Annotated in this window: 9 protein-coding genes; 4 read left to right on the top strand and 5 right to left on the bottom strand. The window is 69.0% G+C overall.

Annotated features, from left to right (window positions below; genetic code table 11):
- Positions 1–471: 471 nt before the first annotated feature.
- The 4 genes from NKJ47_RS09955 to NKJ47_RS09940 all read right to left on the bottom strand — a co-directional run bounded on the left by NKJ47_RS09955 (position 472) and on the right by NKJ47_RS09940 (position 8,369).
- Positions 472–1,284 (bottom strand): fused MFS/spermidine synthase, encoded by an 813-nt coding sequence (locus NKJ47_RS09955; RefSeq protein ID WP_254461283.1) that lies wholly within the window; start codon positions 1,282–1,284, stop codon positions 472–474.
- The gene (locus tag NKJ47_RS09950; RefSeq protein ID WP_254461282.1) at positions 1,281–2,246 is read right to left on the bottom strand and encodes a 5'-nucleotidase; all 966 of its coding nucleotides are present in this window, start codon (positions 2,244–2,246) and stop codon (positions 1,281–1,283) included. The genes NKJ47_RS09955 and NKJ47_RS09950 overlap by 4 nt, the downstream gene beginning before the upstream one ends.
- A 135-nt stretch (positions 2,247–2,381) precedes the next feature.
- Positions 2,382–3,152 (bottom strand): NAD kinase, encoded by a 771-nt coding sequence (locus NKJ47_RS09945; RefSeq protein WP_254461281.1) that lies wholly within the window; start codon positions 3,150–3,152, stop codon positions 2,382–2,384.
- A gap of 324 nt (positions 3,153–3,476) precedes the next feature.
- Positions 3,477–8,369 (bottom strand): NAD-glutamate dehydrogenase, encoded by a 4,893-nt coding sequence (locus NKJ47_RS09940; protein WP_343237537.1) that lies wholly within the window; start codon positions 8,367–8,369, stop codon positions 3,477–3,479.
- 112 nt (positions 8,370–8,481) lie between these two features.
- Here NKJ47_RS09940 and NKJ47_RS09935 point away from each other — a divergent pair, with 112 nt between their 5' ends.
- From NKJ47_RS09935 to NKJ47_RS09920, 4 genes are read left to right on the top strand one after another with little or no spacing between them, the layout of a single operon-like run.
- Complete coding sequence (locus NKJ47_RS09935) at positions 8,482–8,841, top strand: hypothetical protein (RefSeq protein ID WP_254461279.1); 360 nt, start codon at positions 8,482–8,484, stop codon at positions 8,839–8,841.
- 10 nt (positions 8,842–8,851) lie between these two features.
- Complete coding sequence (locus NKJ47_RS09930) at positions 8,852–9,502, top strand: TetR/AcrR family transcriptional regulator (RefSeq protein WP_254461278.1); 651 nt, start codon at positions 8,852–8,854, stop codon at positions 9,500–9,502.
- The gene (locus tag NKJ47_RS09925; protein WP_254461277.1) at positions 9,499–10,776 is read left to right on the top strand and encodes an efflux RND transporter periplasmic adaptor subunit; all 1,278 of its coding nucleotides are present in this window, start codon (positions 9,499–9,501) and stop codon (positions 10,774–10,776) included. The genes NKJ47_RS09930 and NKJ47_RS09925 overlap by 4 nt, the downstream gene beginning before the upstream one ends.
- A gap of 12 nt (positions 10,777–10,788) precedes the next feature.
- The gene (locus NKJ47_RS09920; protein ID WP_254461276.1) at positions 10,789–13,962 is read left to right on the top strand and encodes a multidrug efflux RND transporter permease subunit; all 3,174 of its coding nucleotides are present in this window, start codon (positions 10,789–10,791) and stop codon (positions 13,960–13,962) included.
- Between the two features lie 336 nt (positions 13,963–14,298).
- Here NKJ47_RS09920 and NKJ47_RS09915 read toward each other — a convergent pair whose 3' ends face one another.
- Positions 14,299–15,447 (bottom strand): acyl-CoA dehydrogenase family protein, encoded by a 1,149-nt coding sequence (locus NKJ47_RS09915; RefSeq protein WP_254461275.1) that lies wholly within the window; start codon positions 15,445–15,447, stop codon positions 14,299–14,301.
- Positions 15,448–15,530 lie beyond the last annotated feature (83 nt).

Genomic DNA, 15,530 nt, shown 5'->3' with positions numbered 1-15,530 from the left:
CCTGTGGCGATGACGTTCAGAGCACCTGCAACAATCCGTTTTTGCCAAGCATCCGCCTGTCTCGTAGGAGCGGCTTCAGCCGCGACCGGGCTTTCCCTGCAAGGCGGTCGCGGCTGAAGCCGCTCCTACGCGGGTGCCCTGGCGTGATCGGGGCTCCGTTCCGTCGCGACGATCGAAGGGCCGATGTTTCCCCAGGCAGCATGCAGTCGGGACTGAAGTCCCTCCCACAGGAGGCACAGGCCATCGGCCGCGATACGCCGTCCTGCCCAGATGGGTCAACCGGTCACTGGACGCATAGTTGCGCATCGTGCCGCTCTGCGTGCCGCAGGCGCCACGTCGATCGGCGGGTGAGCAAGCCGGTGGCGGCGATGGCAACCGAAACGGCACGAGGGAGTGCACGCGCACAACGCAGCGCACCGGCACGCCGGCCCTCGGGGACACCATGACCCGATGTCGCCAGCCAGGCCCCGCCTAGCGCGGCGCGCCCGGCCCCGTCCTGCCCGCCATCGCCTGCTGCACGCGCCGGAACGGCGTGCGCAGTTGCCAGCGCGCCGACCACGGCAGGCGCGCCAGGGCTGCGTGCGCGTCCAGCCCCGGCAGCGCGCCGGTCCAGGCGAACACCACGTGGTTGTCCATCTGCGGCTCGTCCAGGCGCAGCACGCGGCCGCCGAACAGCGCGCGCAGATGCGCCAGGTGGCGGCGCGTGTCGGTGTCGTACAGGTTCACCGCCAGCACCCCGCCCGGCGCCAGCGCCGCATGGCAGTCCTCGTAGAAACCGCGGCTGAGCAGCGCCGCCGGGATGCCGTCGGCGTCGTAGGCGTCGAGCAACAGCAAGTCGTAGCGATCGCGCCGTTGCGGCAGCAGCCGCGCGCCATCGCCGTGCACGGCCTCGAAGCGCGCGTCGTCGTCCGGGATGCGAAAGGCCGCGCGCAGGGCCAGCACGTCGGTATCGGCCTCGATCGCCTCGATCCGCGCCTGCGGCAGGTGCCGGTAGCAGAACTTGGCCTGCGAGCCGCCGCCGAGGCCGACGATGCCGATCCGCCGCGGGTCCGGGCGCAACAGCAGCGCGCCGAGCATGCTGCGGGTGTAGCCCACCTGCAGCACGTCCGGCCACCACGTGTACATGCGGCTCTGGGTCACCTCGCCCTTGAACTGCAGGCTGGTGTAGCGCCAACCGTGGCGCACGTAGGGCTGCCCCGGACGCAGCGCGGCGGGTGCGTCCGAACCTTGCCGCAACAGGCGGCGCAGTACCGTCCAGCGACCGCCGCCGGGCGTGTCGCTCACCGCGTGGCGATGTCGTTGGCGACCCCGTGCGGCACATGTCCGGCGGCGACGCGCTCGCGGGCGGCGCTGTCGATATTGTGCTGCGAATCGTCGAAGAAGATGTCCGCGCCGAACGCCTGCAGGAACGGGCCCTTGTGGCGGCCGCCGAGGAACAGCGCCTCGTCCAGGCGCACGCCCCATTCGCGAAGGGTGCGGATCACCCGTTCGTGCGCCGGCGCCGAGCGCGCGGTGACCAGCGCGGTGCGGATCGGCGAGGCCTCGCCGGCCGGGAACGCGGACTGCAGCGCATGCAGCGCCGACAGGAAGTTGCGGAACGGCCCGCCGGTCAGCGGCTCGCGCGCGTTCTCGCGTTCGTAGCGGCCGAACGCCTCCACGCCCTGTTCGCGCGAGAAGCGCTCGCCCTCGTCACCGAAGATCACCGCATCGCCGTCGAAGGCGATGCGCAGCTGGGTGGACAGGCGCCCGGCGTCGATCGCCCCGGCCGCCGCGGCCGCTTCCTGCGCATGCTCGCCGGGCGGCTTGGGCAGGATGGTCGCCGCGGCGATGCCGTGGCTGAGCGCGCGGCGCACCGACTCCGGGTTCGCCGACAGGAACAGGTCGGTGCCGAACGGCTTGACGTAGGGCCAGGTCGCCTCGCCGGAGGTGAAGGTGGCGCGGACGATGCCCAGGCCGTAGTGCTGGATCGAATTGAAGATGCGCAGCCCGGTGTCGGCGGAATTACGCGACAGCAGGATCACCTCCACCGGCGGCGTCTCCGGCGGCGTGCCCTGGTTCAGCGCCAGCAGCTTGCGCACCACCGGAAACGCCACCCCGGGCGCCAGCACATCGTCCTCGCGCTCGCGCTGGTACGCGCTGTACGCCTCCACCCCTTCGCGCTCGAACAGGGCATGGCCCTCTTCCAGATCGAACAGGGCGCGCGAGGTGACCGCGACGGTGAGCAGACGGGGGGAGTTGTCGGACATTGTTGGCGGGGAGTGGGGAATCGGGAATGGGGAATAGGTAAAAGCGGTTTGCAGGCGATGAATTTATCCAGGGAAAGGGTGTTATCAGGAAACCGCTCTTGCGATTCCCCATTCCCGATTCCCCACTCCCCGCCCCTACACCATGAATTGCTCGCTCAAGATCCGCTCCTCCAGATTGTGCTCCGGATCGAACAGCAGGGTGACCAGGCGGTCGCGGGATTCGCGGATGGTGACTTCGACCACGTCGCGGGTCTCGTGCGAGTCGGCGGTGACGCTGACCGGGCGCTTGTACGGGTCCAGCACGCGGAAGCGCACCTCGATGTCGGCCTTGAGGATCGCCCCGCGCCAGCGCCGCGGCCGGTACGGCGCGATCGGGGTCAGCGCCAGGGTGTGCGAGCCCAGCGGCAGGATCGGCCCGTGCGCGGAGGAGTTGTAGGCGGTGCTGCCGGCCGGGGTGGACACCAGCACGCCGTCGCAGATCAGTTCGTCGACCCGGGTCTGGCCGTTGAGGTCGATGCTCACATGCGCGGCCTGGCGGGTCTGCCGCAGCAGCGAGACCTCGTTGTAGGCCAGCGAGCCGGTGGTGGCGCCCGATTCGGTCTGCGCCAGCATCTCCAGCGGCCGCAGCTTGGCCGGCTCGGCCTGGGCCAGGCGCGCGACCAGGTCATCGTCGCGGAACTGGTTCATCAGGAAGCCGACCGTGCCCAGCTTCATGCCGAACACCGGCTTGCCCAGGCTGCCGTGGCGATGCAGGGTCTGCAGCATGAACCCGTCGCCGCCGAGCGCGCACAGCACATCGGCCTCGGCCGGCTCGCAATCGCCGTAGCGCGCGACCAACTGTTCGCGCGCCCGCTGCGACTCGGTGGTGACGCTGGCGAGGAAACAGATGCGGGGCGAGGACGGCATGGGCGCATTCATGGCCATGATCATACCTGCCTGGGGGGAAAGCCGGGATTCGGGAGTCGGGATTGGCAAAAGCGGGCAACGGGATCGGAAGGCACACAGAGAAATCGAGAAAGCGCTGCGCCGTTGCGAATCCCCACTCCCGACTCCCCAATCCCCCCACCACGACAGCCCCCTCGCCCATCCCACATTCCTCCCTGGAGGAAAGCCCCCCTTCTGTTAAGGGGGGCGCGGCGAAGCCGCGGGGGATAGGCAAGGTGGCCGTGCGGCGCCAACCGTTTGCGCCGCAAACGGTTGGGTCAGGCCCGCACGGGTCTGACCACGGGGCTACACCCCGTGCGCCGTCACCCCGTGCGCCGCCAGCTGGCCCAGCCGCTGCACCGCCACCGACACGGTCGGGTAGTCCAGCGTCTTCTGCGCGGCCAGTTCCTGCAGCATGTTCAACGTGAAGCGCAGGCTGCTGTCGTCGCGCTGCAGCCAATGCTGCACCTTGGCCTCGGCGCTACCGCCCGGCAGGCTCAACGCCTGGCCGGCCAGCGCGCTGTGGTGCTTGGCCAGTTCGTCGCGCAGCACGCCGCGGGCCACCGCATGCCAGCGGCCGTTGACCTCCAGCGCGTCGATCTGCTCGAACAGCCACGGCAACTGCAGCGCCTCGCCGAGGCGGAAGTGCACCTTCGACACCTCCACCGGCTTGAGCTTGCGGGTGCGCGCCATCTCGATGATGTCGAACGCCGGCTCCAGGAAGCGCAGTTCCGACAACTGCTGCGCCAGCGCCGGCGGCAGGCCCTTGTCCTGCCACTCCTGCACCAGCGCCTCGTAGCGCGGCCGCTGCGAATCGGGCAGCACGCCGGAGGCGACGCGGATGTCGTTGAACGGCTCGTAGTAGCGCTCCACCGCCGCGGTGATGCCCGGCATCGGGCCCGGACGGAACAGCAGCCAGCGCACGAAGGCGCGCTGCAGCGTCCAGATCACCTCCAGCGCGTCGATCTGCACCGACTCGGGCACCTTGCCGTCCAGCGCATCGATCTGCGTCCACAGCGCGCGCGCATCCAGCGTCTCGCGGCTGATGGTGTAGGCCTTGGCGACCTCGGCGATGCTGCGGCCGGTGTCTTCCTGCATGCGCATCAGGAAGGTGGCGCCCATGCGGTTGATGGTGGTGTTGGTCACCGCGGTGGCGATGATCTCGCGCTTGAGGCGGTGCCGCTCCATCGCATCGGCGTACTTCTTCTGCAGCGGCTTGGGGAAGTAGCGCTGCAGTTCCTTGGACAGGTACGGGTCCTCGGGAATGTCCGACTCCAGCAACTGCTGGAACGCCACCAGCTTGGAGTAGGACAGCAGCACCGCCAGCTCCGGCCGGGTCAGGCCCTGGCCGCGTGCCTTGCGCGCGGAGATCTCCGCGTCCGAGGGCAGGTATTCGATCTGCCGGTCGAGCAGGCCCTGCGCTTCCAGGGTGCGGATGAAGTGCTGCTTGGAGCCCAGGCGCTTGACGCTCATCCGCTCCATCAGGCTCAGCGCCTGGTTCTGGCGGATGTTGTCCCACAGGACCAGCTCGGCGACCTCGTCGGTCATCGACGCCAGCAGCTTGTTGCGCGCGTCCAGGGTCAGCTTCTTGGCCTGCACCACGTCGTTGAGCAGGATCTTGATGTTGACCTCGTGGTCGGAGGTGTCCACGCCGGCCGAGTTGTCGATGAAGTCGGTGTTGAGCAGCACGCCGGCCTGCGCGGCCTCGATGCGGCCCAGCTGGGTCAGGCCGAGGTTGCCGCCTTCGCCGACCACCTTGCAGCGCAGTTCGCCGCCGTTGACGCGCAGGCCGTTGTTGGCGCGGTCGCCGACGTCGCCGTGGGTCTCGCTGGCGGCCTTGACGTAGGTGCCGATGCCGCCGTTCCAGAACAGGTCCACCGGCGCCTTGAGGATGGCGTGCATCAGGTCGTTCGGCGAAAGCTGCTTGACCCCCGGCTCCAGGCCCAGCGCCTCGCGCACCGGCGCGCTGATCTCGATCGACTTGAGCGTGCGCGGATAGATGCCGCCGCCGGCGCTGATCAGCTTGGCGTCGTAGTCGGCCCAGCTGGAGCGCGGCAGCTTGAACAGGCGCTCGCGCTCGGCGAAGGACGCCGCCGCGTCCGGGTTCGGGTCGAGGAAGATGTGGCGGTGGTCGAACGCGGCCAGCAGGCGGATGTGGCGCGACAGCAGCATGCCGTTGCCGAACACGTCGCCGGACATGTCGCCGATGCCCACGCAGGTGAAGTCCTCGTTCTGGCAGTCGCGGCCCAGCGCGCGGAAGTGGCGCTTGACCGACTCCCAGGCGCCGCGCGCGGTGATGCCCATGCCCTTGTGGTCGTAGCCGACCGAGCCGCCGGAGGCGAACGCGTCACCGAGCCAGAAGCCATGCGCCAGCGCCAGGCCGTTGGCGATGTCGGAGAACGTGGCGGTGCCCTTGTCGGCGGCGACCACCAGGTACGGGTCGTCCTGGTCGTGGCGCACCACCTGCGGCGGCGGCACGATCTTGCCGCCGACGATGTTGTCGGTGATGTCCAGCAGGCCCTGGATGAACAGCTTGTAGCAGGCGATGCCCTCGGCCAGCACCGCGTCGCGGTCGCCGCCGACCGGCGGGCGCTTGCAGAAGAAGCCGCCCTTGGCGCCGACCGGCACGATCACCGTGTTCTTGACCATCTGCGCCTTGACCAGGCCCAGCACCTCGGTGCGGAAGTCCTCGCGCCGGTCGGACCAGCGCAGGCCGCCGCGCGCCACCGCGCCGAAGCGCAGGTGCACGCCTTCCACGCGCGGGCCGTACACGAAGATCTCGCGGTACGGACGCGGCTTGGGCAGGTCCGGCACCTTGGCCGAATCCAGCTTGAAGCTGATGCAGTGGCCCAGGCCGCCATCGGCGGTGCGCTGGTAGTGGCTGGTGCGCAGGGTCGCCTCGATCACGCCCTTGAAGCTGCGCAGGATGCGGTCCTCGTCGAGGCTGGCGACCTGGTCGAACAGCTTCAGCAGCGCGGCCGAGACCGCCTCCAGCTGCGCCTCGCGGCTGCCGCTGCGCGCGTCGATCACCGGCTGCAGCACCTTCAACGCGGCGTCGTCGCCGTTGGCCAGCAGGCGCAGCTGCGCCGCCAGCGCGGCCTGGCCCTCGGCGATCTGCGCCTTGCTCTCGCTGCCGGTGGCCGGATCGAAGCGCGCCTCGAACAGTTCCACCAGCAGCCGCGCCAGCAGTGGATAGCGGTTGCAGGTCTCTTCGACGTAGGCCTGCGAGAACGGCACGCCGGTCTGCAGCAGGTACTTGCAGTAGCCGCGCAGCACCGCGACCTGGCGCCAGCTCAGGCTGGCGCCGACGATCAGGCGGTTGAAGCCGTCGTTCTCGGCGTCGCCGCGCCAGATCCGCACGAATGCCTCGCACAGCGGCGCGTCGGCGGCGGCCACGTCGATGCTGCCGGCCAGCGGCTCGACCTCGAAGTCCTGGATCGACAGCGGCGTGCCGTCCACCACCAGCCGGTACGGACGCTCGGAGATCACCCGCAGGCCCAGGTTCTCCATCATCGGCAGCACGTCCGACAGCGGCAGGTCGTCGTGCTGGCGGTACAGCTTCAGGCGTAGGCTGTCGGCGCCGTCGCGGCGCAGCGCCTGCAGGCTCAGGTGCAGGTCTTCCGGGCCGCGCAACGCGGCCAGGCGCTCGACGTCGCGCGCGGCGATCTGCGCGGTGGACTCCTCGATGTAGCCGGCCGGCAGCGCGCGGCCGTAGCTGGCGGCCAGGCGCAGGCCGTCGCGCTCGCCGCGGCTGGCCACCAGCGCCTCGCGCAGGTCGTCGTGCCAGTTGCGCAGCAGGTGCGCCAGGCGCGACTCCAGCTCGCTGGTATCGAACTCCAAGGCTTCGCCCGGCTTCGGCCGCACGATCAGGTGCAGCTGCGCCAGCGGCGACTCGCCCAGCACCACGCTGGAATCGATGTACTCGCCGTGCAGCGCGTCCTTCAGCAGCGCCTCGATGCGCAGGCGCACGTCGGTGTTGAAGCGCTCGCGCGGGATGTACACCAGCGCGGAAATGAAACGGCCGTACTTGTCGCGGCGCAGGAACAGGCGGCTGCGCACCCGCTCCTGCAGGCCGAGGATGCCCATCGCGGTGCGGTACAGCTCCTCCTCGTTGGACTGGAACAGCTCCTCGCGCGGCAGCGTCTCCAGGATGTGGCGCAGCGCCTTGCCGCTGTGGCTGCTCGGGGTCAGCTCGGACTTGCGCATGACGGAGTCGAAGCGCTCGCGCACCAGCGGGATCTCCCACGGGCGGCGGTTGTAGGCGCTGGAGGTGAACAGGCCGAGGAAGCGCTGCTCGGCGACGATGCGGCCCTTGGCGTCGAACTCCAGCACGCCGATGTAGTCCATGTAGCCGCTGCGGTGCACCCGCGAGCGCGCGTTGGTCTTGGTCAGGATCAGCGCTTCCTTGTTGCCCGACTCGCTGAGGCCGTGCGCGGCCAGCGTGCGCACCGGCCGCGCCGGCGACTTGTCCTGCCCGCGCAGCAGGCCCAGGCCGCTGTCCTCCAGCGGCGCCAGCACGTCTTCGCCGCCCTGCTTCTCCACCCGGTACTCGCGGTAGCCGAAGAAGGTGAAATGGTCGGCCGCGGCCCAGCGCAGGAATTCCTGCGCCTCGCGCCGGCCCTTGTCGTCCACCGGCAGGCGCCGCGTGGTCAGGTCGTCGGCCAGCGCCAGCATCTTCTCCCGCATGCTGCCCCAGTCGCGCACGATGTTGCGCACCTCGCCGAGGATGCGCCGGATCGCCGCTTCCACCTGCGCCATGTCCTCCGGCGGCTGGCGGTCGATCTCCAGCGCCATCAGCGATTCCGGTTTGCCCTCGCCCACGTTCTCCAGCACGCCGCCCTTGTCGCGCTGCATGCGCAGCACCGGATGGCCGAGCACGTGCACGCCGATGCCCAGCTCCGCCAGCGCCATGCTCACCGAGTCGACCAGGAACGGCATGTCGTCGTTGACGATCTGCAGCACCGTGTGCGACGACTCCCAGCCGTCGCCCTTCAGGCTCGGGTTGAACACCCGCACGTTGACCGTGCCCGGCTTGCGCTTGCGCGCGAATTCCAGCATCGACGCGGCCAGCGCCGCCCACTCCTGCGCGCTGTGGTGGGGGAACTCGTCCTCCTCCATGCGCTTGTAGAACTCCTCGGCGAACGCCTGCGCCTCGTCCTGGCGACCGCCCGGATAGCGCTTGCGCAGCGCCGCGAACACCGGCGCCAGGCTGAAACCGCTGGCGGCCGGCGCCGCATCGATCACCTTGGCGGTGGCCGGGACGGCCGCGGCCGGCTTGGCCACCACCGCCGCCTTGCGCGGAGCGGCGGGCTTGGCCGCCGCCTTGCGCTTGGCAGGCGTCTTGGCCGACGGCGTGGCCGACTTGGTGGCGGAAGGGGTCGCGGAGCTGCGCGCGGCGGCCGTGGATTTGGAACGGGAAGCGGCGTGTTTGGGTTTCATGACGGAGAGCAGCAACGATGCTCGATGGGAAAGCGCGAATTGTACCGGTGCGCCGTTCAACTACCTTGCTGCATCGCAAACCGACGACATGCCGGAGGCGACGCGCCAGATCGCGCAAAGTGTCTACAACATCGCCTTCACGCCGCGGTCACCATGCTTTCCCGGCACCGGCCGTTGTCAACAAGAACGCCCCGGTGTCAAGGCTGTTCTAATTCTAAACTGGACGGTATAGTCCACAATCAATGAGCACCCCCCCCGCCTCTGTCGCGCAGCGCCAGGCGCGCGACCAGCGCGTGTACGCCGCCGTGCGCGACCTGCTGGCCGAAGAAGGCATGGGCCTGAGCATGGAGGCGGTGGCGGCACGCGCCGGCTGCTCCAAGCAGACCCTGTACAGCCGCTACCGTAGCAAGCAGGACCTGCTGCAGCGGGCGCTGCAGGACCACCTGGACCTGGCCACCGCGCACCTGGAGCCGGCGCAGGACGACCTGCGTGCGAGCCTGCTGCGGTTCGCCTGCGAGTACCTGGAGCAGTTGTCCGAGCCACGCGTGGTGCAGAGCACCCAACTGATCGCCGCCGAGTCCCGGCATTTTCCCGAGTTGTCGCGGGCCATGTTCCGCGACAGCGTGGAACGCCTGCTGCACTGCCTCAGCGACTGCCTGCGCGGCGCCACCGGCCGCGGCCAGCTGCGGCATGACGATCCGCACTTCATGGCCGAGCTGCTGTTGAGCATGATCGTGGGCATGGATTTCGAGCGTCAGCGCTTCCACAGCGCGCATCGCGGCGACCGTACCGCGCAGCGCGCCTGGGCCGAGTTCGCCGTGGACGGCTTCCTGCGCGCGTTCGCCGCGCCTTCTCTTTCTTCTACAAAACCAGACCGGAGTACCACCCGATGACCTCCCCGTTGCGTTCTCTCGCCCTGGCCTGCGCCGTCGTGGTGGTGTTGGCGTCCTGCAAGAAACAGGATCAGCAGCAGGCCATGCCGCCGCCGGAAGTGGGCGTGCTGCAGGCACAGCCGCAGACCGTGCCGCTGCAGCGCGAGCTGGTCGGCCGCCTGTCCGCGTTCCGCAGCGCCGACGTCCGAGCCCGCGTGGCCGGCGTGCTGGAAAAGCGCCTGTACACCGAAGGCACCGACGTCAAGGAAGGCCAGCCGCTGTTCCAGATCGACCCGGCGCCGCTGCGGGCGACGCTGGCCTCGGCGCAGGGCCAGCTGGCCGCGGCCGAAGCCACCTACGTCAACGCCAAGGCCGCCGCCGCCCGCGCGCGCAGCCTGGCGCCGCAGGCCTACGTGTCCAAGTCCGACCTGGACAGCGCCGAAGCCACCGAGCGCAGTTCCGCTGCCGCCGTGCAGCAGGCCCGCGCGGCGGTCGAAACCGCGCGCATCAACCTCGGCTACGCCACCGTCACCGCGCCGATCGCCGGCCGCGCCGGCAAGCAGCAGGTCACCGAGGGCGCCTTGGTCGGCCAGGGCGACGCCACGCTGCTGACCACGATCGACCAGATGGACCCGCTCTACGTGAACTTCTCGATGAGCGCCGACGAACTGGCGCAGTTGCGCCAGGCGCAGACCGAAGGCAACGTCGCCCTCAACCCCGAGGACAAGTCCACCGTGCAGATCAAGCTCGGCGACGGCAGCACCTACGCGCATGCCGGCACCCTGGACTTCTCCGGCGCCACGGTCGACCCGAGCACCGGCTCGGTGACGCTGCGCGCGCTGCTGCCGAACCCGGACCGGGTGCTGCTGCCCGGCGCCTTCGTCAGCTTCGCGGCCAACCTGGGCGAGCGCAAGGGGGTCTACCTGATCCCGCAGGCCGCGGTGCTGCGTGACGCCAAGGGCGCCTACGCCATGGTCGTCGGCAAGGACGGCAAGGTGCTGCGCAAGGACCTGACCACGGTCGGCCAGCAGGGCGACAAGTGGATCGTCAGCGGCGGCCTGCAGAGCGGCGACCAGATCGTGGTCAGCGGCCTGCCCAAGGTCAAGGAAGGCGCACCGGCAGTGGCCAAGCCGTGGGATCCCAATGCCGCCGCGCAGGGCCAGGGCCCCGGCGCGGCTCCCGGCCAGGGCGCCCAAGGCGCCGCGGCGCCGGCCAAGGGCGCCGCCCCGGCGCAGGGCGCAGCGCACGGCGACGCGCCGGACGCCGCCTCGCATTCCGACCAGCCGAAGCAGTAACGGACTCCCCCCATGCCTAAGTTCTTCATCGAACACCCGGTCTTTGCCTGGGTGGTGGCGATCCTGATCTCGCTCAGCGGCGTGATCGCCATCCTCAATCTCGGCGTCGAGTCCTATCCCTCGATCGCCCCGCCCCAGGTCACCGTCACCGCCACCTATCCCGGCGCCAGCGCCAGCACCACCGAACGCTCGGTCACCCAGGTGATCGAGCAGCAGCTCACCGGCATCGACCACCTGCTGTACTTCAGCTCGTCGTCGTCCTCCAGCGGCAGCGCCACCATCACCCTGACCTTCGAAACCGGTACCGATCCGGACATCGCCCAGGTGCAGGTGCAGAACAAGGTGTCGCTGGCGACCCCGCGCCTGCCGTCGGAAGTGACCGCGCAGGGCGTGGTGGTGGCCAAGGCCAACGCCGGCTTCCTCAGCGTGATCGCGTTGCGCTCGGACAACCCGTCGATCGACCGCGACGCGCTCAACGACATCGTCGGCTCGCGCGTGCTGGAGCAGATCTCGCGCGTGCCCGGCGTCGGCAGCACCCAGCAGTTCGGCGCCGAGTACGCCATGGACATCTGGCTCAACCCGCAGAAGCTGCAGGGTTACCACATGTCCGCCAGCCAGGTGTACAGCGCGATCGGCGCGCAGAACGTGCAGTTCGCCGCCGGCTCGCTCGGCTCGGACCCGGCGCCGCAGGGCCAGTCGTTCACCGCCACGGTCAGCGCCGAGGGCCGCTTCACCTCGCCCGAGCAGTTCGAGAACATCATCCTGCGCGCCGACAGCAACGGCACCGTGGTGCGGCTGAAGGACGTGGCCCGGGTCGCGTTCGGCCCGACCAACTTCGGTTTCGACACCCAGTACAACGGCAAGCCGACCGGCGCCTTCGCGATCCAGCTGCTGCCCGGCGCCAATGCGCTGAGCGTGTCCGAGGCGGTCAAGGCCAAGATGGACGAGCTGCAGCCGAGCTTCCCGCAGGGCGTCACCTGGTTCACGCCGTACGAGAGCACCACCTTCGTCAAGATCTCGATCGAGGAAGTGGTCAAGACCCTGGCCGAGGCGATCGTGCTGGTGTTCCTGGTGATGCTGGTGTTCCTGCAGAACTTCCGCGCCACCATCATCCCCACCCTGGTGATCCCGGTGGCGCTGCTGGGCACCTTCCTGGGCATGTGGGCCATCGGCTTCACCATCAACCAGCTGACCCTGTTCGCGATGGTGCTGGCGATCGGCATCGTGGTCGACGACGCGATCGTGGTGATCGAGAACGTCGAACGCATCATGTCAGAGGAGCACCTGGCGCCGAAGGCGGCCACGCACAAGGCGATGACCCAGATCACCGGCGCGGTGGTGGCCATCACCGTGGTGCTGGCGGCGGTGTTCATCCCCTCGGCGATGCAGCCCGGCGCCGCCGGCGCGATCTACAAGCAGTTCGCGATCACCATCGCCATGTCGATGGGGTTCTCGGCGTTCCTGGCGCTGAGCTTCACCCCGGCGCTGTGCGCGGCGTTCCTCAAGCCGACCCACAACGACAACCCGAACTGGGTCTACCGCACCTTCAACAAGTACTACGACAAGCTGGCGCACCGTTACGTCGGCGCGGTCGGCAATACCATCCGCCGCGCGCCGCGCTGGATGGCGGTGTTCGCCCTGCTGTTGGTGCTGTGCGGGTTCCTGTTCACGCGCATGCCGGGCAGCTTCCTGCCGGAAGAGGACCAGGGCTTCGCGCTGGCGATCGTGCAGCTGCCGCCGGGTGCGACCAAGACCCGCACCAACGAGGTGTTCGCGCAGATGCGCGGCGTGCTGCAGCAGCAGAAGGCGGTCGAAGGCATGCTGCAGGTGGCCGGCTTCAGCTTCCTGGGCCGCGGCGAGAACGTGGGCATGGGCTTCATCCGGCTCAAGCCCTGGGAAGAGCGCGACATCGCCGCCGGCGACCTGATCCAGCAGTTGAACGGGATGTTCTACGGGATCAAGGACGCACAGATCTTCGTGGTCAACCTGCCGACCGTGCAGGGCCTGGGCCAGTTCGGCGGCTTCGACATGTGGCTGCAGGACCGCACCGGCCAGGGCGAGGAAGCCCTGCTGCAGGCGCGCAACATCGTGCTCGGCAAGGCCGCGCAGCGCCAGGACGCCCTCGCCGGGGTGCGCCCGAACGGCCTGGAGAACTCGCCGCAGCTGCAGCTGAAGGTGGACCGCGTGCAGGCGCAGTCGATGGGCCTGTCGGTCAACGACATCTACCAGTCGATCCAGCTGATGCTGGCGCCGGTGTACGTCAACGACTTCTTCTACGAAGGCCGCATCAAGCGCGTCAACATGCAGGCCGACGCACCGTTCCGCACCGGTCCGGAGTCGCTGCGCAACTTCTACGTGCCCAGCAGCACCGCCACCGACAGCAGCGGGCTGCCGCAGATGATCCCGCTGAGCACGGTGGTGAGTTCGGACTGGATCTACAGCTCGCCGTCGCTGAGCCGCTACAACGGCTACTCGGCGGTCAACATCGTCGGCAACCCGGCCCCGGGCGGCAGCTCCGGCCAGGCGATGAGCGCGATGGAGAACATCGTCAACAACGACCTGCCGCCGGGCTTCGGCTTCGACTGGAGCGGCATGTCGTACCAGGAGATCATCGCCGGCAACACCGCCACGCTGCTGCTGGTGCTGTCGATCGTGGTGGTGTTCCTGTGCCTGGCGGCGCTGTACGAGAGCTGGTCGATCCCGGTGTCGGTGCTGCTGGTGGTACCGATCGGCGTGCTCGGCGCGGTGGCGTTCTCGCTGCTGCGCGGCCTGCCCAACGACATCTACTTCAAGATCGGCCTGATCACGGTGATCGGCCTGGCCGCCAAGAACGCGATCCTGATCGTCGAGTTCGCGGTGGAGCAGCGGGCGATGGGCAAGACCCTGCGCGAGGCCGCGGCCGAGGCGGCGCACCTGCGCTTCCGCCCGATCCTGATGACCTCGTTCGCGTTCATCCTCGGCGTGCTGCCGATGGCGATCTCCACCGGCGCCGGCGCCAACGCCCGCCATGCCATCGGTACCGGCGTGATCGGCGGCATGCTGTTCGCCACCGTGCTGGGCGTGCTGTTCATCCCGCTGTTCTTCGTGATGGTGCGGCGCATGCTCGGCGACAAGCTGGACGAGCCGTCGAAGGAATTCACGCAGATGCAGGAAGCCGGTCTGGCGCGGCATCAGCCGGATCGGTGAGGGGCGGGGATTGGGGATTCGGGAGTGGGGATGCGTGAACGGACCCCTCCCGGTCCTGATCCTTCCGCCCTGTAGAGGCAAAACAAGAAGCGGCCGCAAGGCCGTTTTTTGTTGTCCGGGAATCTAGTCGGGAAGCGCGATCCAAAACCCGGCGCAAGACGGAGCGCTCCTTGAAGGCCGAGCGCTCCTTGTGGGATGGACTTCAGTCCCGACGCATTGCAGCCCGAATGCCGCTCACCCCTTTTCCACAAAAAGAAAAAGCGGCCTTGCGGCCGCTTCTTCGTGATTCCTCAGCGGATTCAGGAACCGGCTAATCCCCGATCCCGACTCCCGGCCTCACCGCAACCCCGTCTCGTTGCGCGCGATCACCAGCCGCTGGATCTCGCTGGTGCCCTCGTAGATCTCGGTGATCTTGGCGTCGCGGAAGTAGCGCTCCAGCGGCATCTCCTTGGAGTAGCCCATGCCGCCGTGGATCTGCACCGCCTGGTGGGTGATCCACATCGCCGCCTCGGAGGCGGTCAGCTTGGCGACCGAGGCCTCGGTGGTGAAGCGCTGGCCCTGCCCCTTCAGCCAGGCCGCGCGCAAGGTCAGCAGCAGCGCCGCATCCAGCTTGCACTTCATGTCGGCGATCTTGGCCTGGGTCATCTGGAACGCGCCGATCGGCGCGCCGAACGCCTTGCGCTCCTTCACGTAGGCCAGGGTGGCCTCGTAGGCGGCGCGGGCCAGGCCGATCGCCTGCGAGGCGATGCCGATGCGGCCGGCGTCGAGCACGCTCATCGCGATCTTGAAGCCCTCGCCCGGGGTACCCAGCACCTCGTCGGCGCTGGCCACGTAGTCCTGGAACTCGATCTCGCAGGTGGCCGAGGCGCGGATACCCAGCTTGGGCTCGGTCTTGCCGCGGTGGAAGCCCGGCTTGTCGGTGTCGATCACGAAGGCGGTGATGCCGCGCGCGCCCTTGTCCGGCTCGCTCATCGCGAACAGCACGATGTACTTGGCGACCGGGCCGGAGGTGATCCAGCTCTTCTTGCCGTTGATGACGAAGCTGCCGTCGTCCTGGCGCACCGCGCGGCACCGCATCGCGGTGGCGTCGGAACCGGACTGCGGCTCGGTGAGGGCGAAGGCGCCGATCTCGCGGCCCTCGGCGATGGCGCGCACGTACTGTTGCTTCTGCGCCTCGTTGCCGTTCTTGAGGATGCCGACGCAAAACAGCGAGTTGTTGACCGACATGATGGTCGAATGCGCCGCATCGCCGGCAGCGATCTCGACCATCGCCAGCACGTAGGCGATCGGGTCCATGCCGGCGCCGCCGTACTCCTCGGGCACCTCGATGCCCATCAGCCCGTTCTCGCCCAGCAGGCGGATGTTCTCCAGCGGGAACTCGCCGGTACGGTCGTGCTGCTCGGCGCTGGGAGCGATCCGCTCCTGGGCGATGCGCCGCGCCACGTCCTGGATCATCAATTGCTCTTCGGTAAAGCTGAAATCCACGTCGAACCCCTCCCGGGCTTGTTGGTGCGGCCATTGTAGCCGCGCCAACCATACGCCGGCGTGTGCAACTTGACCGGGACCGT

It is taken from the genome of Xanthomonas sacchari (assembly GCF_024266585.1).
Lineage (GTDB): Bacteria > Pseudomonadota > Gammaproteobacteria > Xanthomonadales > Xanthomonadaceae > Xanthomonas_A > Xanthomonas_A sacchari_C.
This window is presented reverse-complemented; position numbering and strand designations above follow the sequence as displayed.